This window comes from Massilia sp. PAMC28688, assembly GCF_019443445.1.
In the GTDB taxonomy this organism is placed as follows: domain Bacteria; phylum Pseudomonadota; class Gammaproteobacteria; order Burkholderiales; family Burkholderiaceae_D; genus Telluria_A.
On the sequence record NZ_CP080378.1, the window covers coordinates 5,058,951 to 5,082,427 of the forward strand.

Sequence of the window (23,477 nt, forward strand, 5' to 3'; positions counted from 1 at the left end):
ATATTCGTAAGATAAAAAGGCCTGAAGAGCGATCTTCAGGCCTTTTTTCTTTGCGCCCCTCCCCGGGCACGCCTGCGGTCAGGTACGCGCTTTCTTGACGACGGTCCGGTTGCTGAGGATTTCTTCAATCTGCTCGAAGCGCACCGGCTTGACCATGTGGTGATCGAAGCCTGCCTCGAAGGCAAGCTGGCGATCCTTCTCCTGGCCCCAGCCGGTAACGGCAATGAGCATGGTCATGGCGCCGCACGACAGGCGCCGGATCCCGCGTGCCAGATCATAGCCCGACATTTGCGGCAACCCGATGTCGAGGAAGGCATAGTCAGGGCAAAAGCGCGCGGCGGCGGTGAGCGCGTCCGGCCCATTATGGGTGATGACGACGCTGTGTCCCATGGCCGAGAGCAGCGCGCCGATGCTGTTGACGAAGTCCACGTTGTCGTCGGCGAGCAGGATGCGATAGGTTTCCGAGGTCATGAAAGTGGCCGGCGTCGACTTGGCCGGCAATTCCGGCTCCACCACGATCGGCAGCCTGACAATGAATTCGCTGCCGCGGTTGATGCCGGGACTGTCCGCCTCGATGGTACCGCCATGCAGCTCCACCAGCCGGCGCGCCAGCGACAGGCCCACGCCCAGGCCCGCATTGGTGCGTTCAAGCGTGGAATCGACCTGCACGAACATCTCGAACACCTGGTGCAGCATGTCGCGTGCGATACCGATGCCGTTATCGGCCACGGTAATGATCAGATTGCGGTCTTCAACCCGGGCCGACAGACTCACGCGCCCGCCGCGATTGGTGTACTTGGCTGCGTTGTTGAGCAGGTTGGACAGAATCTGCGCCAGGCGCGTCGCGTCGCCATGCAAGAACACGGGCCGGTCCGGCAGGTCGATAACCAGCTCGTGGCCATGCAGTTCGATATACGAGCGCACCACTTCCAGCGCATCGTTGACCACCGCCTTCAGTTCGACCCGGCCCATCTTGATGGCGAACTTGCCGGTATTGATGCGCGAGACGTCGAGCAGATCGTCGACCAGGCGCACCATCTGGCGCAGCTGGCGTTCCATGATATCGGTGGCGCGCTGGGTGGCCTGGGCGTCGCCGCTGCGAATGCGCAGGATATCGAGGCCGGTGCGGATCGGCGCCAGCGGATTGCGCAGCTCATGGGCCAGGGTGGCGAGGAATTCATCCTTGCGGCGGTCGGCCACGAGCAGCGCCTCCTCGGCCCGGTGGCGCACCTGCATCTCATGTTCCAGCGTGAGATTGGCCTCCTGCAGCGCGTGCGAGCGGCGCCCGATCTCGGCCAGCATGTCGTTGAAGGCTGCCACCAGCACCCCGATTTCGCCGCGGTTGTTGCCCTGTACGCGCAGGCTGAAGTCGCGCCGCTGCATCACTTCACGCGCCACGCCGGTCACGGCCAGCAGCGGATCGGTGATGCTCTTTTGCAGGCGCGAGGCGACAAAGGCGGCAATCACGAGAGAACCCAGCAGCACCACGCCCAGGATGCCTGCGTAGCTGAGCATGCGGTCAATCAGACCGTAGCGTGCACGCAGGTAGACCGTGCCGAGCACCTCGCCATTGTCGACAATATTGTGGTACACGGTCAGTTCGCCATTGGCGATGCTGTAGCCGGGCACGCCGGGACGGGCCGGATACGTCGCATCGCCGGCGCCCTGGGCATAGGCGGCAAAGCGGCTGCCGCCGGCGGTGTAGATGGCGCTGGCCAAAATTTGCGGACGCACCCGCAGCACGGCCAGGTTCTGCTGGGCGGTGCGGGCATCGTTGAACGCGAGGGCCGGCGCGGTGACACTGGCGATAATGTCGGCCTGGGTCATCAGGTCGTCCACCCAATACTGCTTGAAGGTGCGCAGGTCGTAGAGCAGCATGGCGATGGAGGCGGCCAGCAGGGCCACCAGCGTGGTCGACACCGCCATCAGAATCAGCTTGCTGCGCACGGATCCGCTGTCGCGTTGCATCACGGTGTTCCCTTGTGCACGTGGCTGGCAACGGTGAGCAGCCGGGAGCTGAGCTTGACGCTATGCTTGTCGGCCGCTTCAAGTGAAATGTCAAAGCGCACGCGCGCATCGACGATCTTGAAATTGATCACACTGCCCTGGCGCAGGCCGTTTTCCGCCTCCGTCACCACCAGCATGGGCGCCGGCTGCGCGGCCTTGATGACGCTGCGCACCCGCGCGCTGTCGCTGCCGCCCACGAACAGCAGATGCACGCCGGCCGGCGCTTCCTGCTCGCGGAAGGCCTTGACGGCGATGGGGCGGCCCTGCACGGTGCGGCCGACAACAATCCGGCTCAGCTCGGCGGCGACGCCTTCGGCATCGACCACGCCGATGACAACGGGCGCGGCCGCATCAGCAAAGGCGGTTGCGGGAAATTCTGTGTAACCGAGAAACTTGTAGAGAAAGGCAGCCTTGACCTTGCGTTCCGGCGCCGTTCCCGCCGGCGCGGCCAGGACCGCGCTGCCGAGCAGGCTCGCGGCAGCGGCCAGCAACACCAGCCGGCGGCGACCCTGGCGCGGCAGTGATGACGTAGGGGCGCTGGCACCATGACTCAAACGACGGCACTCCAGGATGACGTGCGTTTGACCGGTAGCGCGGGTGGCGACGGCCGTAAAGAGAGGCGGATTTTATACATGCTTGCTATCGTAGAACATTTTCTCTCACGCACAAAGGCGCACACGCTTGCCGTGCACCGGGCCGCATCTTATTTGCGAATATTCAACAACTGTACAACGAACTGGTGTTTTGTGCTGCCCTGCTCCGGCAAGCGGCGCGCCCCGGCCGCAATGGCGCGCCAAACGGGTCGAGGGATCAGCTAGGTGCCGAACTCGGCAGCAGCTTTGGCTGCCCACAAGGCTTCGTTGTAGCTGCCGTACGGCATATCGTAGCTGTCAATACTGCCGTCCTCGGCGACGAAGCTGGTCCACCAGCCATCGGGCGCAGCGCAAATGGCGATATCGCCCGGGCCGCACACCGATTCAATTGCCTCGCCTGCTTCCAGAAAAACGATATTGACCCGCCGGTGCCTGAGTGTCGTGGCCATGATTTCCTCCCGCGCTGCAGCGTTATATCCCTAATCATATACCTGACATCACAAAGATAAATTAGCAATAGCAATTGCAGTCAGGCATGATGCTTCTGTCTCCTCTATTCTCCCTCACCGGAATAATAGATTCAGCCCGCTCCTGTAGCGGGCTTTTTTTTGGCTGTGCAGCGCGCGCGGAGGCCAGACACCGGTTCGGGCGATCGCTCCTCATCGCGCGTCAACATGCCAAGCAGACGCATCTCACCCTGCATTTGGTGTACGATTGTCATCTTCTTTATTCTTCCGCAACTTCTTTAATGAAACAGGCAACGCATGTCCGCAATAAGTAAGCCTGCCGGCCCCGCTGCCGGCGTGGACTGGCGTACCAGCGATTTTGGCGACGACGCCGGCTGGCCGCATACCCTCAGACTGAGCATGGATATCCTGCTCGGCAGCCCCTTTCCCATGCTGCTGGTATGGGGCGAGCGCCGTATTGTTGCCTATAACAGCGCCTATGCCGAACTGGCAGGTCCCCACCACCCGCCCGCGCCCGGTGGCCGCGTCCCATCGGTCAGCCCGGCGCCGATGGCTGTGGCTGCCGAAGGCTTTCGCCGCGCCGCCGGCGGCGAAGCGCTGCAGCTGCCGCGCCAGCGCCTGACCTTCCTGCGCGCCAATGGCCCGCAACAGCTTGACTGCGACCTGCACCTGACCCCGCTGACCGACGACAGCGGCGCGGTGGCCGGGGTCCTGTGCGCGGTCGCACCCTGCGCGGAACGCCAGCTGGCCCCGCCTCCGGTCGGCCTGCGTGTGCTGGTGGTGGAAGACAATCTCGATTCGCAATACCTGGTATGCGAAATGATCAAGGCCTTCGGCCATGAGGCCGACGGCGTGGCCCATGCCGAGGGCGCGCTCGACATGCTGGCAAAGCACTCCTACAACGTGCTGTTTTCGGACGTGAGCCTGCCCGGCATGTCGGGCGTGGACCTGGCGCGCCAGGCGCTGCGCAACAGTCCGGACATGAAAGTGATCTTCGCCTCCGGCTATGGCGAAGCCATGCTGCGACACGTGGAATTTCCGTTCCAGTCCCTGCAAAAGCCGTACGAAATTGAACAGCTACAGAGCTCGCTCGATCGCATTGCCGCCCATGGCCAGGGATAAGCCCGCCGCCAAGCGTGTGAGGCCATGCCGTGGGCGTGGGCTAAAATTCGCCTCAAGCCTGCGCGCCGCACGGGCACCGCTGTTTCGCCTGACGTCATCCCAAGGCTGCACATGATGATCCCAACTGAACCCATTGGTAGCATCCCGCGTCCGCCCGAGCTGTCTGCTGCAGCCAACCAGGACACCGCCGCCGGCGCCCAGCTCGACGCCATGTACGAGGCAGCCGTGCGCGATACCGTGGCCCGGTTCGAAGCCACCGGCTCGCCGGTGATCACCGATGGCGAACAGCGCAAGTATCATAATTTCTGGACCTACTGCGTGCACGGGGCGCCCAACACGGCGCCGGACGGCTTCCAGATTCCCTTCGCCGCCGGCCACATGCGCCGCATGCCGCGCCTGACCAGCGGACCGTTCCGCTACCAGCGCTATGCCGACGAATACCTGGTCATGGCCCAGCGCTTCACGACGCTGCCGATCAAGCAGGCCGTCATTTCGCCGTCGGCGCTCTCGCTCATGTATCCCACCGAGGGCTTGCCGGATTATCCGCGCGAACAGTTTCTCACCGACCTGCTGGCCGAACACGAGCGCGAAGTGCGGCGCTGCCTCGATCAGGGCGCGAGCAAGGTGCAGATCGATTTCACCGAAGGGCGCCTGGCCATGCGGCTGGACCCGAGCGGTCGCCTGCTCAACAGCTTTATCGAACTGAACAACCTGGCGCTGTCGCGCTTCAGCCCGCGCGAGCAGGCCCGCATCGGCGTGCATACCTGCCCCGGCGGCGACCGTGATTCCACCCACAGTGCCGATGTCGATTATGCGGAGCTGCTGCCCAGCCTGTTTGAACTCAAGGCCGGCAATTTCTATATCGCGCTGGCCGGCGAGCGCGATCCGGTACGGGTGCTGCAGATCATCGCGCAATATGCCAAGCCGTGGCAGCGCATCTTCGTGGGCGTCATCAATCCGATCGACCCGCGCATTGAAACGGCGCAGGAAGTGTGCGAGCGGGTGCTGCAGGCAGCGCGGTATATTCCGCCGGCGCAGCTGGGCACGACCGACGACTGCGGCTTTTCGCCCTTCTGCGACGATGACTCGACCACCCGCGAGACGGCCTTTGCCAAGATCCGCGCCCGCGTCGAAGGTACCGCCATGGCCGCGCGCATCCTGGAACAAGCCTCATGAGCGACGACCTCGACGAACTCGAACTGATGCGCTCCGCGGCCCTGCGCAATGCCAACAGCGTGCTGGTGGCGCGCCAGCGCGCCCAGCAGGAGCTGATGGAGGCGCGCGATGAGCTGCGCCGCGCCAACACCCGCATGGAGGCCATGCTCGAGAGCCTGACCGACGGCTTTTGCGCGGTCGACCACGACTGGCGCATCACCTACATCAACGGGCGGGCGCTGGAACTGCTCACGGCGCGCCACCGCACCAGTGCCGACTTGATGGGCAACGCGATCTGGGATGTGTTCCCCGAACTGCGCGGCGGCCGCATGGAAACGGAGTGCCAGCGCGCCGTGGCGGAGCAGCAGACCGTCAGTTTCGAGTTTTACTATCCGCCCCTGCGCTGCTGGTTCGACCTGCGCGCCTATCCGTCCGCGGAAGGCCTGACCATGTATTTTCAGGACATCACGCGGCGCAAGGAAGACGAACAGGCGCTGGTGGACGGCAACAACCGCCTGCAGGTGGCGCTGTCGGCAGGCCGCCTGGGCGACTGGCGCTGGGATGCCGCCACCGACCGTGTGACGCTCGGCGCGCGCGCCGCCGAAATCTTCCGCCTGCCGCCGGAAACGGCCCTGCCCTGGAACGATCTGCGCGAGCGCCTGCATCGCAGCGACCGCGACGCCGTGCGCGCCGACTTCCTGCATTCGTTTACCGAGCGCGCGGACCTCAATATCGAGTGCCGCATCGACGTCCCGGACGGCACGCCGGTCTGGATCGGCGTGGTGGGCCGCGCCGATTATGACCGCGACGGCGCCGTATCGGGCATGACCGGGGTGGTCCAGGACATCAGCACGCGCAAAAGTGCGGAAGACACGCTGCGCGAAAGCGAAGAAGTGTTGCGTGCCCTGGCCAATTCCATCCCCCAGCTGGCCTGGATGGCGCAGTCCGACGGCGCCATTGTGTGGTTCAACAAGCGCTGGTACGAATACACGGGCACTCGGCCCGAGCAGGTGGTGGGCTGGGGCTGGCAGAGCACGCATGACCCGGACGTGCTGCCGCAGATGCTGCAGCGCTGGCACGAATCGCTGCGCACCGGCGACCCGTTCGAGATGGAGTATCCGATCCGCGGCGCCGATGGCGAGTATCGCTGGTTCCTCACCCGGGTCAATGCAGTGCGCGACCGCCTCGGGCACGTGGTACGCTGGTTCGGCACCAATACCGACGTTGACCAGGTCAAGCGCGTGCAGCAGGCCCTGCGCGAAGAATCGAATGTGCTCGAACTGCTCAATACCACCGGCAACGCCCTGGCCTCCCAGCGCGATTTGCGGTCGCTGCTGCAAACCGTCACCGATGCCGCCACCGGCGTCAGCGGCGCGCGCTTCGGCGCCCTGTTCTATCACGGCAAGGACGCCGATGGCGACCTGTTTACGCTGTACACCTTAAGTGGCGCGGCGCCGCCGGAGTTCACCCGCTTTGGCTACCCGGGCGCCACCGCGCTGTTCGGCCCCAGCCTGCGCGGCGAGGGCGTGGTGCGCTCGGACGACATCAACCTTGACCCGCGCTACGCTCAGGCCGAACCCTTCTTTCTCGCTGCCGACGGCCAGCCCGCCGTGCGCAGCTATCTGGCGGTACCGGTGGTGGCGCGCTCGGGCGAAGTGCTGGGCAGCCTGTTTTTTGGCCACCCGGAGGCCGGCATCTTCACCGGCCGCACCGAGCGCATCGTGGGCGGCATCGCGGCCCAGGCGGCGGTGGCAATCGACAACACGCGTCTGTACGAAGCGGCCCAGCGCGCTGCCGAAGAGCGCAAGGTACTGCTCGAGAGCGAGCGTTCAGCGCGCGCCGAGGCCGAGCGCACCAGCCAGATGAAGGATGAATTCCTGGCCACGCTGTCACACGAATTACGCACCCCCCTGTCGGCCATCCTGGGCTGGGCCCAGGTGCTGCGGCGCGGCAGCCGCGACCAGGCGGACTTGCAAAAAGGCTTGCAGACCATCGAGCGCAATGCCCGCGCACAGGCACAGCTGATCGAAGACTTGCTCGACATGAGCCGCATCACATCGGGCAAGGTCATGCTCGACATGCAGACGGTATCGCCATCGACCTTCATTGATGCGGCCATCGAAACGGTGCGGCCGGCGGCCGACGCCAAGAATATCCGCCTTGAAAAAATCTACGACCCGGCGGTCGATACCATTGCCGGCGACCCGGCGCGCCTGCAGCAGGTGATCTGGAACCTGCTCTCGAACGCCATCAAGTTCACGCCGCGCGATGGGCTGGTGCGCGTGATGACGGCTGCCATTGCCGGCCAGGTGGCCATTACGGTGCAAGATAGCGGCGTGGGCATCAAGCCGGAATTCAAGGCGCACGTGTTCGAGCGCTTCCGCCAGGGCGATGCCTCCACCACGCGCAAGCATGGCGGGCTTGGTCTGGGCCTGTCCATCGTCAAGCACCTGATCGAGCAGCACGGCGGCACGGTGCGGGTCGACAGTGAGGGCGAGGAACAGGGCGCCAGCTTTACCATCGAGCTGCCCGCCACCAGCCGCCAGATGCTGCCGGTGCGCGCCGACCGCACGCCCTCGTTGCCGCCGTCGCCGCAGGCGTCCGACCTGCAGCTGCGCGACCTGAAGGACCTCGACGTGCTGGTGGTGGATGACGAAGCCGATGCGCGCGAGCTGATCAATCGCATCCTGTCGGACTGCCATGCGTCCGTGCGCACGGCAGCCAGTGCCGAACAGGCCCTGGCAGCGATCCGGGAAAAAATGCCGCAAGTGATAGTGAGCGACCTGGGCATGCCCGATGTGGACGGCTTTGAACTGATGGCGCGCATCCGGGCGCTGGGCACGGCCTACGCGCGCCTGCCGGCAGTGGCCCTGACTGCCTTTGCGCGCTCCGAAGACCGGCTGCGCGCGCTGGAAGCGGGCTTTCGGACCCACATCTCCAAACCGGTGGAGCCCAGCGAACTGATAGCAACGGTGGCAGCGATGGCTGGGAAGTCATAGATTTATTCTAACGAATGGCCCTCCTACCAACAAACGCGGCGCTGTCCTACAAGAAATGTTCCTGCTGCTGCTACACTACGTGAATTGAAATTGAGTCGGGCCGCACCAGTTGCGTGCCTCCTTCAGCCAGACCGAGAATGACGCATGCCAAGCCGAGAAGACATCCTTAACGCTAAGATCCTGGTGGTCGACGACTCTTCCGACAATGTGGAATTGATGGAAGAGATCCTGCGCGAAGAGGGTTATACCTGCGTCAGTTCCACCATGCTGCCGGAACAGGTATGCCCGCTCCATCGCCAGCACTGTTACGACCTGATTCTGCTTGACTTGCAGATGCCGGGCCTGAACGGCTTCCAGGTGATGAAGGGGCTCAAGGAAATCGAACACGGCGGTTACCTGCCCGTGCTGGCCCTGACCGCCCAGCCCAGCTTCAAGATTGCCGCGCTCGAAGCCGGTGCGCGCGACTTCATCAGCAAGCCTTTCGACCTGCTCGAAGTGCACAAACGCATACACAACATGCTCGAAGTGCGGCTCCTGTACAAGGAACTGGCGCAGTACAGCAAGACCCAGCAGGCCCTCGCGCTGCACGATGCGCTCACCGGCCTGCCCAACCGGCGCCTGCTGGAAGACCGCATCGAGACCACGCTGCAGCACGCGAGCCGCAATCATCACAAGGCCGCCATCATGTACCTGGACCTGGACGGGTTCAAGGCCATCAATGACACTTATGGCCACTCGTACGGTGACGAAGTGCTCAAGATCGTCTCGCAGCGCCTGGTCGCGGCATCGCGCAAGGAAGATACCGTGGCACGCCTGGGCGGCGACGAATTCATGGTCGTGCTGACGGAAGTGCACAGCCTGGCCGATGCACAAGGGCCGGCCGCCAAGCTGGTCGAAGCGGTGTCGGAACCGTTCTTCATCAATGACCTGACACTGCGCCTGTCAACCAGTATCGGCATCAGCATCTACCCTGACGACGCGGAAACGGTGGAGTCGCTCATCAGCATTGCCGACTATGCGCTCTACGAAGCCAAGCGCGGCGGCAAGAATCGCTTTTGCGCCACGTCGGCCCAGCCTGCGCCGCCCCCGGCTGTCGAAAAAAAAGTTAACCTCCAGCCACACTAGCTAATCTGATAGCTGGCAGGATAAGAGAATCGATCATGGGGTGGGATGTTGCTGCCCGGCCGGGTCGTTCTCGCTGTCGATGCCGGCAATCGTGAACCCATGCCGGTTCAAGCCGTACACCACCAGTCCCACCCGTTCAAAGCTGCCGCGTGCCGAGTCGCCGATGCGCAGCGCAACCAGCGTGGCCTGCTGCGCGCGCAGTGCAACTACCATCTCCTCAAGCGTGTGCACGCAGGTGCTGCCCACCAGGAAAAAATCTTTTTCTATGGAAACCACGGCCGCAGGCGCGGCCGATGCTGGTGCGTGCATGGATGCCTTTCATGAAGAACACCATTGTAGCAGCGCCGCACGTCTGGTCCTGACAGCAAAAAACCCGGCCGTATGTCCGGCCGGGTGAGCGAGAATGCCACCTCGATTCAGGCGTCCTCGGCCTTGGCCGTATTGGCCCGGATCCGCTTGGCGTTTTGATGGTCGGTCGAGGCATCGACCATGTCCGGCGGTACTTCGATCCGGGTAATGCCCGAGTCAACCGAAATGGGATCGCTGGCCGGGAAGGTCATCTCGACCGCGTCGTCGAGCAGCGTTTCCTTGGCTTGCTCTTCCGGCGTATCGCACTCTTCCAGCGCCAGGGTGCGAATGGCGGTGGCCCACTTGACGAATTTGAGCTCGGCCAGTTCGCCAATGGTATTGATGCCAAACGCTTGCTGCAGCGCCTTGGCATCCTTGGGGCTGACGCCCTTCATTGCCGACAATGGCGCGTTGCAGATGTCGCGAAAGCTCTGGTTCGCGAATGCGCTGTCGAGCACGGTATTGATGTTCATGATATTCCCTTTCTGAGTGCCGCCTTGGCGATGTTTCTGTCTGGCTTGACTATCCCATAACAGGCATTTTTCGTATGTGCGCCAGCGTACCTTAGCCACGGTGGAATCCGCATGCGCCGTTTTGACAGGGCCGATTTTCCGTTGTTATGATGGGTGGAAATGGCCTCCATGCACGATTCAAAAGATGTTTTCTACAGGAAAATGTCACGCTGTCTGATATCCTGACGGCTGAATAAAAGTCGCCTTGAATTTTCTCTAGCTGCGCAGGAAAGCCGTGCCAAAAATTGTAAAACCGAAAATCCTGGTGGTGAACGACGATGCGGCAAGCTTGCTCGCATTGACCAGCCTGCTCGACCAATGGGCGGAAGCGTCGGGATACGACGTCATTGCGGCCCGTTCTGGGCAGCAGGCGCTGCGCCAGGTGCTGCTGCATGACTTCGCCGTCATTTTGCTCGACGTGAACATGCCAGGCATGGATGGCTTTGAAACGGCGGAAGCGATCCACCAGCGCGCCCGCTCGGCCGATATTCCCATCATCTTTGTGACCGCCTTCCTGGCCGATGAGATCGACCGGCTCAAGGCTTACCAGCGCGGCGCTGCCGATTTCCTGTTCACCCCCGTCATTCCACAGATTCTGCATGCCAAGGTGCAGGTATTCGTGGCGCTGGCCACCAAGAATGAGGAACTGAAACTCCAGGCCGCCAAGCTGAGCCAGCGCACGACCGAACTGACCGCCACCAACAAGCGCCTCACGCTTGAAATGGAAGAGCGCCAGGCGGCTGAACGCAAGAGCCACGCCAAGGATGAATTCCTGGCCATGCTGGGCCACGAACTGCGCAACCCGCTCAGCGCCATCAGCAGCGCTGCCGCCCTGATTGGCCTGCAGGGTGCGCCGGCCGAGACGGTCGCGCGTGCCAAGCAGATCATCCAGCGCCAGAGCCAGCACTTGTCGCGCATCGTCGACGACCTGCTCGACTTGTCGCGCGCTATGTCTGGCAAGATATTGCTGGCGCGCCAGCCCACTGAATTGTCGGGTCTGGTATCAGCCTGCCTCGACACCTTCAAGGCCACGGGCCGCACCTTGCAGTACACCTTGAACATGGACGCGCCGCCGGCCTGGGTCGATGGCGATCCGACCCGGCTGGAGCAGATTGCGACCAACCTGATTGACAACGCCCTCAAGTACACCCCGCCCGGGGGCGCCATCAGCATCGATGTCAGCGAACACGGCGACGATGTCATCCTCAGCGTGCGCGACACCGGCGTGGGCATTGCCGAAGATTTGCTGCCCCACGTCTTTGACGTGTTTGTCCAGGCCACCACCACGCTCGACCGCTCGCTGGGCGGCCTGGGCATTGGCCTGGCCCTGGTGCGCCGCCTGGTGGAACTGCACGGTGGCACCGTCAGCGCCACCAGCGATGGCGCCGGGGCCGGCAGCACGTTTTCCATCCGCCTTCCGCGCGCCACGGCCACGGCCGCGCCCCAGAAGAACCTGGTCGCCCTGCCCGATACCGGCAAGCCCAGCGTCCTGCTCATTGAAGACAATGATGATGGCCGCGAAATGATGGCCACCATGCTGACCGCGTGCGGCTTTCCCATCGAGCATGCTGCCGACGGCCTGCAGGGCGTGCAAAAAGCCCTGGATCACCACCCCGACGTGGCCCTGGTGGACATTGGCTTGCCCGGCATTGACGGCTACGAAGTGGCGCGCCGCCTGCGCCAGGACGACAGCACCCGCAACATCAAGCTCATCGCGCTCACCGGCTATGGCCTGGCAGAGGACCAGCGCCGGGTGATGGAAGCGGGCTTTGACCTGCACCTGGTCAAGCCGGTGGACATCAATGCCCTGCTCGAAGCCATTGCCCAGTGCGCAGGGCTGCCGACCGCATAGCTCCGGCAGCGGCAATGCCAGGCCTTGCGCGGTAGCACTGATGTCCATCGCGCCGGCAGTGCCAGGCTGATTTTTCTCTGCGGGAACCGGCGCGTTCCCCAGTCGCGTCCCAGGCGCGTGCGTGACGCTCGTAAGACCGGCAATCTTGTCGCGAGTTCCCGTGGCGCGCACGATCAAGGCGACACCGGCGCGGAAGCTGTTGTATGATTTGGGAAACATTCATAGAGTTGACATGAGTACACCGGCACCCGAACAATTTGACGCGGAAATTGAACGCCGCGTGGCGGAACGTACTGCCGACCTTTCCGAACTGCTCGGCCATATGGTGACGTGCTGGGACGACGAACGCCGCCAGCTCGCGCGCAAGCTGCATGACAGTCTCGGCTCGTCCATGACGGCATTGACCATGCACCTGTCCCTGCTCACCCAGCAAATGCCGCAGGAAAAAGTTCTGCAAAACCGCACGGCCCAGATGAAGACGCTGTTGATGAACATCATCAACACCAACCGCGACATGCAGCTCGCCATCTGGAACGACAAGCTTGAGTTCCTCGGGGTAAAAGCGGCGCTGACCGAGCTGGTCAGCGAATTTGGGGCCGAACACAACATCGTTGCCCGTGTCAGCCTGCCTGAAGAAGATGCCGGCTATCCCCGCGAACATGGCGTGGCCTTGCTGCGCACGGTGGAGGAAGGGCTGCGCAATGTGCTGGCCCATGCCCAGGCAAGCGAGGTTGATGTGGTGCTGGACGACAATGATGAAGAAATCATGCTCACCGTGCGCGACAACGGCGTGGGCCCGGGCAACTACGACCGCAAGGCGCGTGACTGCCATGGCCTGCGCCTGCTGCGCGAACGCGCCCAGTACCTGGGCGGCAGCCTGTCGGTCAGCCCCCTGCCCGGCCGTGGGACCGCGCTGGCCATCATCTTGCCGCGCGAACAGCAGGAAGCGCCCGCAGACACGCCCGGCTGATCGCCGGCGCCTCCCGCTCAGTGCAGCTTGACCAGCGGCTTGCTGCGCCGGATCAGAAAGCGTGCAATGGCCAGCACGGCGGTCCGCACAGGGCCGAGCACGGCGGCGTGATGCATCAGGTGCAGGCTGGCATACATCATGCGCGCAAAAAAGCCATCGACAAAGAAGCTGATGCCTTTCAGTGAACCCATCAGGCTGCCGACCGAACTGCGGTGGCCAAACGACACCAGCGAACCATAATCGACGTAGTCATAAGCCTGCTCCGGCGCCGGCTTGCCGCGGGCCAGGCGCACGAAACGGGTGAGCAGGTAATCGGCTTGCTGGTGCGCGGCCTGGGCCCGCGGCGGCACCGCTTCGCCATCCTTGTCGATGCAGGCGGCGCAATCGCCAAAGGCAAAGATATTGGCCATGCCCTTGACGCGCAGCTGCCCGTCGACCTCGATCTGACCGCCCTTGTTCACCGGCAGGCCCAGCTCGGCAAGAAAAGGCGGCGCCTTGATGCCTGCCGCCCACACGCACAGGCTGGACGGATAGACATTGCCCTCCTTGTCGGTGACCTGGTGCGGCTCGATCTGCGTCACGCGGCATGCGGTGACCACGGTCACGCCGCGCTCTTCGAGCAGTTTGTGGGCCGCCGCCGACACCCGCTCTGGCAGCGGCGCCAGGATGCGCGGCGCCCCTTCGAGCAGCGTCAGGCGCACGTCGCGCGCAGGATTGAGATGCTGGAAGCCATACGAGGTGTAGACACTGCTCGCTTCGCGCAGTTCGGCCGCCAATTCCACGCCCGTGGCGCCGGCACCGATGATGACGACATTGACCACCGCTTGTTCGCCCTCGGCCCGCCGGCTTTCGGCACGCGCCAGTTGCTTGAGCAGGCCCAGGCGGAAACGTTCTGCGTCTTCCGGCGCATTGAGAGAAATCGAATACTCGCGCGCCCCGGGGACGCCGAAGTGATTGGACGTGGAGCCCACCGCGATGACAAGCGAGGCATAGCCTAACTGGCGCTCGGGCAGCACCTGCTCGCCTCCGGCGTCCAGCACGGCGCTGACGGTAATGCGCTTTCCTGCCGCATCCAGTGCGCTCAGGGCGCCGTAGACAAAGGAAAAGCCATTGTCGTGGGCCAGCATCTGATACGACAGGCCTTCCTGGTGCAGGTCCAGGGTGCCGGCGGCCACCTCGTGCAGCGATGGTTTCCAGATGTGCGTGAGCCGGCTGTCCACCAGCGTCACCTTGCCCGGCCCCAGCCTGCGACCAAGCTTGCAGGCCAGCTCCAGGCCGCCTGCTCCTCCTCCCACAATCACGATATTGCCTTGCACTGGCCTTCTCCTGTTTACATAGTCACAACAAGTCTACTATGTGCACAGGCCGGACGTGCGCACACGGCGCGCGCCCGGGGCTGGTCACGGCGACGCCGCCGGCTTAATGCTTGCCGTTACCTTTGCCGCCCTTGTCCTTGTGATCCTTGCCCTTGTGACCCTTGTCCTTGTGATCCTTGTCTTTGTGATCCTTGCCCTGGTGCCCATCGTCATGCTGGCCCCGTGCGCCGTCATAACTGGTACCGGCCCGGTCGGACAGGCGGAAATTGCGGTCGTCGTCATGGTCGGGGTGCTTGTTCTTGCCGTGGCCGTGCACCTTCTGATAGCGCGGCACATACGTGTTGTTGTACCAGCTGTCCTGCACGAAGTACACCGGGCGGCCACAGGCATCGTAGCGGTCGCAATGCTTGCTCCACTTTTTGGCGTGGCCCGGCGGCACCCGCAGGTACAGCGTCGCGATCGTGCGGTAATTGGCCGGGCGGGATACCCACATCGGTTCCTTGTAGATGAGCTGGGGCGTGCCGAAATTGAGCAGGTCGATACGGCCGTAGTAATTGGTCTGGCCCAGCTGGATGTCGATGTTCTGTGCGCTGGCGGCGATGCTGCCCGTGGCCAGGCACAGCGCCAGTAGATATTTTTTCATGGTAGTCCTCTCGGCCGGGATGGTCCCGTTTAGTCGTGAAACTAGTTTAACAGAGGCAACAGGTTCTACCGTTCGCCAACGCACGCAGCAATCTCTGCTTACACTTTACATGTTCCTGAACAGGGACATGAAGGGCTGGCTGACCGTGAGCGACTCGGGCCGCGTTTTCAGCCGGATCATGCCGCGCCCCGTGTCGTCGCGCGTCACCGCGGCCACGGCGCGCAGGTTGACGATGGTGGATCGGTGGATTTGCTTGAACATGGTCGGGTCGAGCACGTCGAGCAGTTCGCGGATGGGTTTGCGCAGCAGCGCTTCGCCCGCCTGCGTCATCACCACCGTGTACTTGGTGTCGGACTGGAAGTAGGCCACGTCTTCCACCATGATCAGGCGCGTCTCGGCGCCGGCACTGGCGGTCAGCCACACCAGCGGCGGCTCCTTGCTGGTATTCGGGATGGCCTGCCCCAGGCGCGCCACCAGCTCGGCCAGGGCATTGGCGTCGTGCAGGCCGCTGGCCATGCGCGAGCGCACCCGCTGCACCGTGGCGGCCAGCCGTTCACGCGCCACCGGCTTGAGCAGGTAGTCGACCGCGCCCCGGTCAAAGGCATCGAGCGCATACTGGTCGTAGGCGGTGACGAACACGGCCTGGGTACGCGGGCTGGCCTGGGGCAGCGCAGCAGCCACTTCCAGGCCCGTCAGGCCCGGCATGCGGATGTCGAGGAAGGTCACTTCCGGCTGGTGCTCGGCAATTGCTTCCAGGGCGCTGCCGCCGTCGTCGCAGGCCGCGACAATCTGCAGTTCCGGCCACACCTCGCCCAGCAGCTGCACCAGCGCGTCGCGCAGCAGGGTCTCGTCTTCGGCAATGACGCACTTAGTCATGGCGGCCTCCCTTGATGGCCGTATTCGGCACGGTGATGGTGGCGGCCACGCCGCTGGGAAAATTGGCCACGATGGCAAATGCGGCGCTGCTGCCGTAGGCCAGGCGCAGGCGCTCGCGCACATTGCGCAGGCCGATGCCGGTGCCGCCTCCTTCGGCAGAGAAGCCGCGCCCGTCGTCGGCCACCGTCACCGCCACCACGCCGTCAAAGGCGCGTGCCAGGATCCACACCGTGCCCCCGCCCGGTTTCGGCTCCAGGCCGTGCTTGATCGCGTTTTCCACCAGCGTTTGCAGCATCATGGCCGGGAACAGGACCTGGCGCAGTTCGGCCGGCACTTCCACCTGCAGCTGCAGGCGGCTGCCCATGCGGATCTTGAGAATGTCGAGGTAAGCCTGGGCGCGTTCGAGCTCTTCGCCGATGGTCGAGAGCGAATCTTCCGTGCGTGGCAGGGAATGGCGCAGGTACAGGATCAGGTTGCCCAGCATCTCGTCGGCACGGGCCGGGTCGCTGCGCGTGAGCAGCTGGGCGCTGGCCAGGGTGTTGTACAGGAAGTGCGGCTCGACCTGGGCGTGCAGCAGGTTGAGCTTGGCCACGGTCAGCTCCTTTTCCGTCTCGCTCTGGATCACGTCAGCCTGTTCGCGGCGGCGCGTGTCGTTGACGCGCCGGGTGACGGAGCGCACGATCGCCTCGGCGTTTTCCAGGTTGGTGCCGAAGTCGACGATGAAAAAGTCGGTCCAGGCGGCGCGCTCCGGTTCACAGATGAGCGTGACGCTGCCGCTGTCGCTGTTGGGCGTCACCGTCACCAGGACCAGGTTGCGGCGGGTGCGCAGCGATTCGCCATAGCGCCAGGGCGAGCCGTCGCCGTTGTAGGGATCGAAACGCTTGATCTTGGCGCGGATCAGGAGGCTGTCGCGGGCGCTTTCCACCTCTTCCAGGCCGGGCAGTTCGCGCACGGCCGCGTCCACCAGGTCGAAAGACAGGCCCGCCTCCAGCGGGATTTCGATCTGGCGCCGCTGGCGGTTCGACAGCGCCGCGTTGGTGACGTGGCCGGTAATGAGGCGCACGCGCCGTACGTGGGAAAACGCAGTGACGAGCACGGCAGCGCCAATCACCAGGCCGGCAAAGGCAGCCAGGCCGCCCGCATCCCAGCCCGTGTGGTACATGAACACGTCATTGAGGGTGGCCCCCAGCAGCATGACGACAAGGACCCAGGCGAGGGTGATACGAAGGAGGAAAAATAAACTAGTGAGCATGATGGTTCCAGGTCAGTGAGCATGGAAAAAGCATAGCAATTGCTCTGGTTGACTGACGGCATTATCCGACAGAACCCCGGATAGGCCGACAAAACCGGAAAAATGGGCCGGCGCACACGCGCACTGGCCCCGTGCGGGTGCGCCGCAACAGTTCTCCCGTCGCCATTAGACGTATATCAAGGATGGCCCGGGTAGGCATTTCGTGCGGCAATTTCACACGTAGTATTCATTTGCGGCAGGAAAGATTTCACAAGGCAACCACCCCACTCACCCGACAGGAGCTTCCCCATGTTCAAGCATCAATCCCAGCAGATGACCGCCAAACTCGTGTGCGCCACGCTGCTGGCACTGGCCAGCGCCGGCGCCAGCGCGGCGTCGGCCACGGCCAGCGCCAGCGGCACCGTGGTGGCACCGATTGCCATCAGTGCCGCTACCAACCTGGCCTTTGGCAGCTTTGCCCCCGGTGCCGGCGGCACCGTCACCGTCAGCACCAGCGGCGTGCGCGCCGCCTCCGGCGTGGTGCTGATGGGCGCGGCCGCCGCCAGTGCCGCCCGCTTTAACATCACCGGCGAGGCCGGCACCACCTATTCGATCACCCACAGCGGCAGCACGGCGCTGTCGAACGGCGCCGAGACCATGGTCCTGACCAAGTTCTCCGACCTCACCGGCGCCAACGGCACCTCCGGCAATGCCACCAGCGGCGTGCTGGACGGCGCCGGCGAACAGTCGCTGTATGTGGGCGGCACGCTGGCCGTGTCGGCGTCGCAGGCCGCCGGCGTCTATACCGGCACCGTCGTTGCAACTGTTGAATACAACTAGGCGCGGCGCGCCGGCACGCGCACTGGCCGTGCTGGCCGCGCTGGCCCTGCTGCCGCCTCCGGTGGCAGCAGGGCCCAATGTGCCGCCCAAACACATCACCACCAGCGCCAACCTCAGTTTCGGACGCTTCGCCGCCGCCGGCGGCGGCACCATCAGCGTCAACGTCAATGGCGGGCGCACCCGCACCGGGAGCGTGGTGCTGCTGCTCTCGAGCGCCAGCGCCGCGCGCTTCAACATTGGCAGCAACAGTCCCGGTAACGAAAACCGCGCCTATATCCTGACCCTGCCTCCCAACGGCGTGGTGGCCCTGGCCTCGGGCAGCAACCGGATGGCAGTCAACAATTTCCTTGCCAGCGGCCCGGCCGGGGGCACCCTGCCTTCCGGCACCCAGAGCGTCAGCGTGGGCGCCACCCTGCAGGTCGCCCCGAACCAGCCGCGCGGCAACTACACCGGCATCTTCCAGGTCACGCTGGAATATCAATAGACACTTGCACGAGGACTTCCCATGAACCGTTTTTCGCGCCTTGCCCTGCTGGCGATGCTGGCCCTGCCGCTGCCATCGCTGGCCGAGCTGATGCTCAACCCCACCCGTGTGGTCCTGGCCGGCAACCAGCGCGCCACGCAGATCGAACTGATCAACAACAGCAGCGAGCCGGCCACCTACCGGATCGGCATCGTCAACCGCCGCATGACCGAAACCGGTGAATTCGTCAGCATCGATACGCCAGGCCCGGACGAGCTGTTCGCCGGCCCCATGCTGGCCTACTCGCCGCGCCAGGTCACGCTGGCCCCGGGCACGGCCCAGGTGGTGCGCCTGATGGTGCGCAAGCCCGATGGCCTGGCCGAGGGCGAATACCGTTCGCACCTGCACTTTGAAAAGCTGGCCGCGCCAGGCGACCTGGCCAGCAGCGTGGAGCCGGACGGAGCCGGCCAGCAGCGTATAGGTGTGGTGCTCAAGACCCTGATCGGCGCCTCCATCCCCGTCATCGTGCGCCACGGCGCCACCTCGGCCCGGGTGGCGCTGACGCAGCTGGCGCTGCAGCAGGCAGGACCCGGCCAGGCGCCGCAGCTGGCCTTCTTGATCGAGCGCCAGGGCAATCAGTCGGTGTATGGCGACCTGGCGGCCTACCTTGTCGCGCCCGGCGGCGGCGAGCAGCTGCTGGCACGCGCCAGCGGCGTGGCGGTCTACACCCCCAACAGCGTGCGCAAGGCCGGGCTCATTTTGCAGCTGTCTCCGGGTGCACGGCTGGACCGCGGCAGGCTGCGCCTGGCCTATCACGAGCGCCCGGACGCCGGCGGCAAGCTCATTGCCGAAGCCTCGCTGGCCCTCCCCTGACGGCCAGCCTGACATTCACCCTGCCAACCCTGCACCGTGAACGCCTGGCGAGCGCTGCTTGCCCCGCTCGCGCTGGTGGCAGCGGTGGCGCCGGCCACGGCGCAGGAAGCGCCCGACCTGCTGCTGGAAGTGCGCCTTGGCCGCCACCTGCTGTCCGATGGGATGGGCGCCTACCAGCAAGGGGACGACGTGCTGCTGCCGCTGGGCGAAGTGGCGCGCCTGCTCACGCTGGCCATTCGCTCCAGCGCTGCCGATGGCCAGGCCAGCGGCTATATCCTGCACGAAGAACGCGGCTTTCACCTGGACCTGGCGGCCCGCGTGGTGGTGCAGGGAACGCGCCGCCAGAGCTTTGACGCGGCCCTGGTACGGCGCACGGCCGACGAACTGTATGTGCCCAGCCGCCTGCTCGCCACCTGGCTCCCGGTCGATTTCGCCCTCGACCTGTCGACCCTGGTCCTGACCGTGAGCGCGCGCGAAAAGCTGCCCCTGCAGGCGCGCCTGGAGCGCGAAGAGCGCCCGCAGGCACGCAGCACGGGCAGCATTGCCGGTGCCGGCTTTCCCCTGGCCCCGGCCCCTTACCGCGCACTGTCGCTGCCATTCATCGACCAGACGCTGGACGTGGCGCTGCGCGGGCGCGAGAGCGGCCCGGCCCACAGCGTCACCAGCACCAGCTACCTCACGGCCGACCTGCTCGGCACCCAGGCTTCGCTGTTCGTGCGCAGCGGCCAGGGCGCGCGCCTGAACCTGGCGCGGCACGACCCGGGCGCCGGCCTGCTCGGCCCCTTGCGGGCGCGCACCGCGCAGGTGGGCAGCATGGCCGTGCCGGGGGCGGCCAACATCAGCCTGGGCAGCACGCCCGGGAACGGCGTGCTGGTGTCGAACCGCCTGCCCGGCCTGCCCGCCCGCTTCGACCGCCACAACCTGCAGGGCGACCTGCCGCCCGGCTGGGACGTGGAACTGTATTTCAATGACGCGCTGGTGGGCTTCCAGCAGGCACGCGCGGACGGGCGCTACAGTTTTGACGGCCAGCCACTCATCTATGGCGCCAACGAATTCCGCCTGGTTTTTCACGGGCCGCTGGGCCAGGTCCGGATCGAGCGCCACACCTTCCTGCTCGAGCACTCCATGCTCGCGCCGGGCCAGTTCGACTACAGTGTGAGTGCCCAGCGCGACGAACAGGGCAGCGCCACGCGCATGGGCGCGCAGGTCGACTACGGGCTGCACCGGCGCCTGGCCGCCAGCGGCACGCTGATGCGCATGCCCCATGGCGGCCGCTCGCACACCTACGCCCAGCTTGGCCTGCACGCCTACCTTGACAGCGTGATCGTCAGCGCGGCGCTGGCGCGCGACCTCGGCCAGGGCCACCTGGGCCAGCTGGCGCTCAAGACCCGGATCGGCAACCTGGCCGTGGGCGCCAGCCATGCGCGCCTGCGGCGCTTTGAGAGCGAGCTGTATCCGGCCATGGCCGATCCGGTCGTGGCCCGCAGCGAGATGAGGATAGACGGCCAGCTCGGCATGCTGCCGCTGGCCGTGCACGCGCGGCGCGATGGCCTGGCGTCCGGTGCGCGCCACCAGGACGTGCATGCCCGCATCTCCGCCTACCGCTACAGCACCGCCGTCAGCGGCGCACTGCGCTGGCAGTCGCTGGCCGGCGTACGCCAGGCCGACGCGCTGCTGCAGGCGACGCGCCGGGTGGCCGGGATCGGCCTGAGCGGCCAGCTGCAATACCTGCTCAAGCCCGAGCCGCGCGTGAGCACCCTGGCGCTCTCGGCCGACAGGCACCTGGCCGAGGGCTACCTGGCCAGCGCAGGCATCATGCGCAGCTTTGTCGATCCCCACACCACCTTCAGCGCCGGCCTGACCAAGAGCATGGGCCGCTTCGGCATGGGGCTCACGGCGTCCTACACCAGCGGCGCGCGCTACAGCGTGGGCCTGCAGCTGTTTGCCGCCATCGGCCCTGCGCCGCAGGGGCGCTGGCTCATCGATGCGGCGCCACTGGCCGGCAGCGGCCATGCGCGGGCCCGCGTGTTTCTGGACCGTGACAGTGATGGCATCATGGGCAAGGAAGATACGCCGATCGCGGGCGCCGGCTTCCTGGTCAATGGCGGCACCCACCTGGTGCGCACCGGTGCCGATGGCGCGGCCTGGCTTGGCCGGCTGCCGCCCCACCAGTACACCGATATTGCCATCGACCCGGCCACCCTGGAAGACCCCCAGTGGCAGCCCAGGGCCAGGGGCGTGCGCATCGTGCCGCGCCCGGGCAGCACGCACACCGTCGACTTTGCGGTGGGCCTGACCGGCGAGATTGACGGCAGCGCCTACCTGGCGCCCAGGCCAGGCCCGGCAGGCATCGACCCAGGCACCCGGCGCGCGGCCGGCGACCTGGAAGTGGAGCTGCTCGACGCCGCGCAGCGCGTGGTGGCCAGCGTGCGCACCGGCGCCGACGGCTACTACATCCTGCCTGCCATTGCACCGGGACGCTACCAGCTGCGCATTTCGCCGGCCCAGCTGGCGCGCCTGAAACTGGCCGCGCCGCCCCCGCATGCCATCTATATCGACCAGCAGGCCAACTTCGTCAACGGCAAGGACTTCGTGCTGGTGCCGGAATAAGGACGGCGCAAGGGCGGCGCCGCCGCCGTGCAAAAAGCGCTAGCATGCCACTTTTGACAGGAGCCTCCCATGACCCCCCATCGACTGCTGGCATTAGCGCTCATGCTGGGCGTGCTCACGCTCGGCGGCTGCCGCGACAAGCACGAACCGGTCAAGCCCACCGTCAGCGCCGGACAGGGTAAACTGGCGGCCTGACTTACCGCCACCAAGGTTTTCCATGTCGTTTGCTTCCCTGGGTCTGATCGACCCGCTCGTGCGCACCCTCGATGCGCTTGGATACGCCACGCCCACGCCGGTCCAGGCCCAGGCCATTCCGGCCGTGCTGGCCCGGCGCGACGTCATGGCGGCCGCCCAGACCGGCACCGGCAAGACAGCCGGATTTGCCGTGCCGCTGCTGCACAGGCTGACCATGGAAGGCCCGCAGGTGGCCAGCAACTGCGTGCGCGTGCTGGTGCTGGTGCCCACGCGCGAACTGGCAGAACAGGTGCACGACAGCTTCAAGGCATACGGCGGCGCCCTGCCCCTGCGCACCCACGTGGCCTACGGGGGCGTGAGCATCAACCCGCAGATGATGAAGCTGCGCAAGGGTCTTGATGTGCTGGTGGCCACGCCCGGGCGCCTCCTGGACCTGCACCGCCAGAACGCGGTCAGGTTCGAGCAGCTGCAAACGCTGGTGCTCGACGAGGCGGACCGCATGCTCGACCTGGGCTTTGCGCGCGAACTCGATGCCGTATTTTCCGCCCTGCCTGCCAAGCGCCAGACCCTGCTCTTTTCAGCCACCTTCTCCGACGAGATCCGCGCCATGGCCGGGCGCCTGCTCACCGACCCGCTCAGCATTGAAGTCAGTCCGCGCAACAGCACGGTGCAAAAGATCCGCCAGTGGGTGGTCCCGGTGGACAAGAAGCGCAAGGCCGAACTATTCATGCATCTGCTGCAAAAAAAACGCTGGGGCCAGGTGCTGGTATTCGTCAAGACACGCAAGGGCGTGGAAGTGCTGGTCGATGCGCTGGCCGCGCACGGCGTGGCGGCCGATTCCATCCACGGCGACAAGCCGCAACCAGCCCGCCTGCGCGCCCTCGAACGCTTCAAGGCCGGCCAGTGCAAGATTTTGGTGGCGACCGACGTGGCGGCGCGCGGGCTCGATATTGACGACCTGCCGCAGGTGGTCAATTTCGACCTGCCCATCGTGGCCGAAGACTACATCCACCGCACCGGGCGCACCGGGCGCGCAGGCAACGCCGGCGAAGCGGTGTCGCTGGTGTGCGCCGACGAAGTGGGCCTGCTTGCTGCCATCGAAGTGCTCACGCGCCAGAGCCTGGAGCGCATCGAGGAAGCCGGCTTCGAGCCGGAGCACCGGGTACCGGCCACCAACAGCGCCGGCCACATCGTCAAAAAGCCCAAAAAGCCAAAAAAGCCCAGGGTCAAGGACGAGGTATCGACCATCGACGTGCGCTTCGCGCGGCGCTAGGCGCTGG

The 23,477-nt window shown here is 65.2% G+C and carries 21 protein-coding genes; 12 read left to right on the forward strand and 9 right to left on the reverse strand.

What is annotated here, in order from left to right; all coding sequences use genetic code 11:
* Positions 1–78 precede the first annotated feature (78 nt).
* The 3 genes from KY495_RS22540 to KY495_RS22550 form a co-directional block, all read right to left on the reverse strand.
* Complete coding sequence (locus KY495_RS22540) at positions 79–1,968, reverse strand: ATP-binding protein (protein ID WP_219881504.1); 1,890 nt, start codon at positions 1,966–1,968, stop codon at positions 79–81.
* Positions 1,968–2,561, reverse strand: a complete 594-nt coding sequence (locus KY495_RS22545) for a YfiR family protein (protein WP_219881505.1) — start codon at positions 2,559–2,561, stop codon at positions 1,968–1,970. The genes KY495_RS22540 and KY495_RS22545 overlap by 1 nt, the downstream gene beginning before the upstream one ends.
* Positions 2,562–2,821: 260 nt before the next feature.
* Positions 2,822–3,049, reverse strand: coding sequence for a hypothetical protein (locus KY495_RS22550; RefSeq protein WP_219881506.1), 228 nt, complete (start codon positions 3,047–3,049; stop codon positions 2,822–2,824).
* Positions 3,050–3,364: 315 nt separating this feature from the next.
* Here KY495_RS22550 and KY495_RS22555 point away from each other — a divergent pair, with 315 nt between their 5' ends.
* The 4 genes from KY495_RS22555 (at position 3,365) to KY495_RS22570 (ending at position 9,468) form a co-directional block, all read left to right on the forward strand.
* Positions 3,365–4,189 carry a response regulator gene (locus KY495_RS22555; RefSeq protein WP_219881507.1) on the forward strand — a complete coding sequence of 275 codons (825 nt, stop codon included), beginning with the start codon at positions 3,365–3,367 and terminating at the stop codon, positions 4,187–4,189.
* Positions 4,190–4,300: 111 nt separating this feature from the next.
* The gene (locus KY495_RS22560; RefSeq protein ID WP_219881508.1) at positions 4,301–5,365 is read left to right on the forward strand and encodes a 5-methyltetrahydropteroyltriglutamate--homocysteine methyltransferase; all 1,065 of its coding nucleotides are present in this window, start codon (positions 4,301–4,303) and stop codon (positions 5,363–5,365) included.
* Positions 5,362–8,343 (forward strand): ATP-binding protein, encoded by a 2,982-nt coding sequence (locus KY495_RS22565; protein WP_229518426.1) that lies wholly within the window; start codon positions 5,362–5,364, stop codon positions 8,341–8,343. The genes KY495_RS22560 and KY495_RS22565 overlap by 4 nt, the downstream gene beginning before the upstream one ends.
* Positions 8,344–8,487: 144 nt before the next feature.
* The gene (locus KY495_RS22570; protein ID WP_219881509.1) at positions 8,488–9,468 is read left to right on the forward strand and encodes a diguanylate cyclase domain-containing protein; all 981 of its coding nucleotides are present in this window, start codon (positions 8,488–8,490) and stop codon (positions 9,466–9,468) included.
* Positions 9,469–9,501: 33 nt separating this feature from the next.
* On the opposite strand, the gene KY495_RS22575 is transcribed toward KY495_RS22570, so the two are convergent.
* Both KY495_RS22575 and KY495_RS22580 read right to left on the reverse strand, forming a co-directional pair.
* A complete protein-coding gene (locus tag KY495_RS22575; protein WP_219881510.1) occupies positions 9,502–9,777 on the reverse strand; it encodes a hypothetical protein in 276 nt (91 codons plus the stop codon).
* A 107-nt stretch (positions 9,778–9,884) separates the two neighbouring features.
* Positions 9,885–10,289, reverse strand: coding sequence for a hypothetical protein (locus KY495_RS22580; RefSeq protein WP_219881511.1), 405 nt, complete (start codon positions 10,287–10,289; stop codon positions 9,885–9,887).
* Between the two features lie 274 nt (positions 10,290–10,563).
* Here KY495_RS22580 and KY495_RS22585 point away from each other — a divergent pair, with 274 nt between their 5' ends.
* On the forward strand, positions 10,564–12,180 hold the full coding sequence (locus KY495_RS22585) for a response regulator (protein WP_219881512.1): 1,617 nt from the start codon (positions 10,564–10,566) through the stop codon (positions 12,178–12,180).
* 232 nt (positions 12,181–12,412) lie between these two features.
* The gene (locus tag KY495_RS22590; protein WP_219881513.1) at positions 12,413–13,150 is read left to right on the forward strand and encodes a sensor histidine kinase; all 738 of its coding nucleotides are present in this window, start codon (positions 12,413–12,415) and stop codon (positions 13,148–13,150) included.
* 17 nt (positions 13,151–13,167) lie between these two features.
* Here the strand turns inward: KY495_RS22590 and KY495_RS22595 are convergent, their stop codons facing one another.
* The 4 genes from KY495_RS22595 to KY495_RS22610 all read right to left on the reverse strand — a co-directional run bounded on the left by KY495_RS22595 (position 13,168) and on the right by KY495_RS22610 (position 17,237).
* Positions 13,168–14,466, reverse strand: a complete 1,299-nt coding sequence (locus KY495_RS22595) for an NAD(P)/FAD-dependent oxidoreductase (protein ID WP_219881514.1) — start codon at positions 14,464–14,466, stop codon at positions 13,168–13,170.
* 103 nt (positions 14,467–14,569) lie between these two features.
* The gene (locus KY495_RS22600) at positions 14,570–15,109 is read right to left on the reverse strand and encodes a hypothetical protein (protein ID WP_219881515.1); all 540 of its coding nucleotides are present in this window, start codon (positions 15,107–15,109) and stop codon (positions 14,570–14,572) included.
* Between the two features lie 105 nt (positions 15,110–15,214).
* On the reverse strand, positions 15,215–15,985 hold the full coding sequence (locus KY495_RS22605; protein WP_219881516.1) for a LytTR family DNA-binding domain-containing protein: 771 nt from the start codon (positions 15,983–15,985) through the stop codon (positions 15,215–15,217).
* A complete protein-coding gene (locus KY495_RS22610; RefSeq protein ID WP_219881517.1) occupies positions 15,978–17,237 on the reverse strand; it encodes a sensor histidine kinase in 1,260 nt (419 codons plus the stop codon). The genes KY495_RS22605 and KY495_RS22610 overlap by 8 nt, the downstream gene beginning before the upstream one ends.
* Positions 17,238–17,525: 288 nt before the next feature.
* Here KY495_RS22610 and KY495_RS22615 point away from each other — a divergent pair, with 288 nt between their 5' ends.
* The 6 genes from KY495_RS22615 to KY495_RS22635 all read left to right on the forward strand — a co-directional run bounded on the left by KY495_RS22615 (position 17,526) and on the right by KY495_RS22635 (position 23,470).
* Positions 17,526–18,056: a DUF4402 domain-containing protein gene (locus tag KY495_RS22615; protein ID WP_219881518.1), complete on the forward strand. Its 531-nt coding sequence runs from the start codon at positions 17,526–17,528 to the stop codon at positions 18,054–18,056.
* A complete protein-coding gene (locus KY495_RS22620; RefSeq protein ID WP_219881519.1) occupies positions 18,043–18,540 on the forward strand; it encodes a DUF4402 domain-containing protein in 498 nt (165 codons plus the stop codon). Before KY495_RS22615 ends, KY495_RS22620 begins: the two co-directional genes overlap by 14 nt.
* Before the next feature lie 21 nt (positions 18,541–18,561).
* Positions 18,562–19,392, forward strand: a complete 831-nt coding sequence (locus KY495_RS22625; protein ID WP_219881520.1) for a molecular chaperone — start codon at positions 18,562–18,564, stop codon at positions 19,390–19,392.
* A gap of 36 nt (positions 19,393–19,428) precedes the next feature.
* Positions 19,429–22,002 carry a collagen binding domain-containing protein gene (locus KY495_RS22630; RefSeq protein WP_219881521.1) on the forward strand — a complete coding sequence of 858 codons (2,574 nt, stop codon included), beginning with the start codon at positions 19,429–19,431 and terminating at the stop codon, positions 22,000–22,002.
* Between the two features lie 69 nt (positions 22,003–22,071).
* A complete protein-coding gene (locus KY495_RS24255; protein WP_267876162.1) occupies positions 22,072–22,197 on the forward strand; it encodes a hypothetical protein in 126 nt (41 codons plus the stop codon).
* A 22-nt stretch (positions 22,198–22,219) separates the two neighbouring features.
* Positions 22,220–23,470, forward strand: a complete 1,251-nt coding sequence (locus tag KY495_RS22635) for a DEAD/DEAH box helicase (RefSeq protein WP_219881522.1) — start codon at positions 22,220–22,222, stop codon at positions 23,468–23,470.
* The last annotated feature ends 7 nt before the right edge of the window (positions 23,471–23,477 follow it).

What these genes read in the sequence shown, in the direction of transcription:
- KY495_RS22600 (WP_219881515.1), bottom strand. Translation starts at nt 15,109, where the DNA reads ATGAAAAAATATCTACTGGCGCTGTGCCTGGCCACGGGCAGCATCGCC.
- KY495_RS22570 (WP_219881509.1), top strand. Translation starts at nt 8,488, where the DNA reads ATGCCAAGCCGAGAAGACATCCTTAACGCTAAGATCCTGGTGGTCGAC.
- KY495_RS22565 (WP_229518426.1), top strand. Translation starts at nt 5,362, where the DNA reads ATGAGCGACGACCTCGACGAACTCGAACTGATGCGCTCCGCGGCCCTG.
- KY495_RS22625 (WP_219881520.1), top strand. Translation starts at nt 18,562, where the DNA reads ATGAACCGTTTTTCGCGCCTTGCCCTGCTGGCGATGCTGGCCCTGCCG.
- KY495_RS22610 (WP_219881517.1), bottom strand. Translation starts at nt 17,237, where the DNA reads ATGCTCACTAGTTTATTTTTCCTCCTTCGTATCACCCTCGCCTGGGTC.
- KY495_RS22580 (WP_219881511.1), bottom strand. Translation starts at nt 10,289, where the DNA reads ATGAACATCAATACCGTGCTCGACAGCGCATTCGCGAACCAGAGCTTT.
- KY495_RS22555 (WP_219881507.1), top strand. Translation starts at nt 3,365, where the DNA reads ATGTCCGCAATAAGTAAGCCTGCCGGCCCCGCTGCCGGCGTGGACTGG.
- KY495_RS22635 (WP_219881522.1), top strand. Translation starts at nt 22,220, where the DNA reads ATGTCGTTTGCTTCCCTGGGTCTGATCGACCCGCTCGTGCGCACCCTC.
- KY495_RS22550 (WP_219881506.1), bottom strand. Translation starts at nt 3,049, where the DNA reads ATGGCCACGACACTCAGGCACCGGCGGGTCAATATCGTTTTTCTGGAA.
- KY495_RS22540 (WP_219881504.1), bottom strand. Translation starts at nt 1,968, where the DNA reads ATGCAACGCGACAGCGGATCCGTGCGCAGCAAGCTGATTCTGATGGCG.
- KY495_RS22560 (WP_219881508.1), top strand. Translation starts at nt 4,301, where the DNA reads ATGATGATCCCAACTGAACCCATTGGTAGCATCCCGCGTCCGCCCGAG.
- KY495_RS22605 (WP_219881516.1), bottom strand. Translation starts at nt 15,985, where the DNA reads ATGACTAAGTGCGTCATTGCCGAAGACGAGACCCTGCTGCGCGACGCG.
- KY495_RS22575 (WP_219881510.1), bottom strand. Translation starts at nt 9,777, where the DNA reads ATGCACGCACCAGCATCGGCCGCGCCTGCGGCCGTGGTTTCCATAGAA.
- KY495_RS22615 (WP_219881518.1), top strand. Translation starts at nt 17,526, where the DNA reads ATGTTCAAGCATCAATCCCAGCAGATGACCGCCAAACTCGTGTGCGCC.
- KY495_RS24255 (WP_267876162.1), top strand. Translation starts at nt 22,072, where the DNA reads ATGACCCCCCATCGACTGCTGGCATTAGCGCTCATGCTGGGCGTGCTC.
- KY495_RS22590 (WP_219881513.1), top strand. Translation starts at nt 12,413, where the DNA reads ATGAGTACACCGGCACCCGAACAATTTGACGCGGAAATTGAACGCCGC.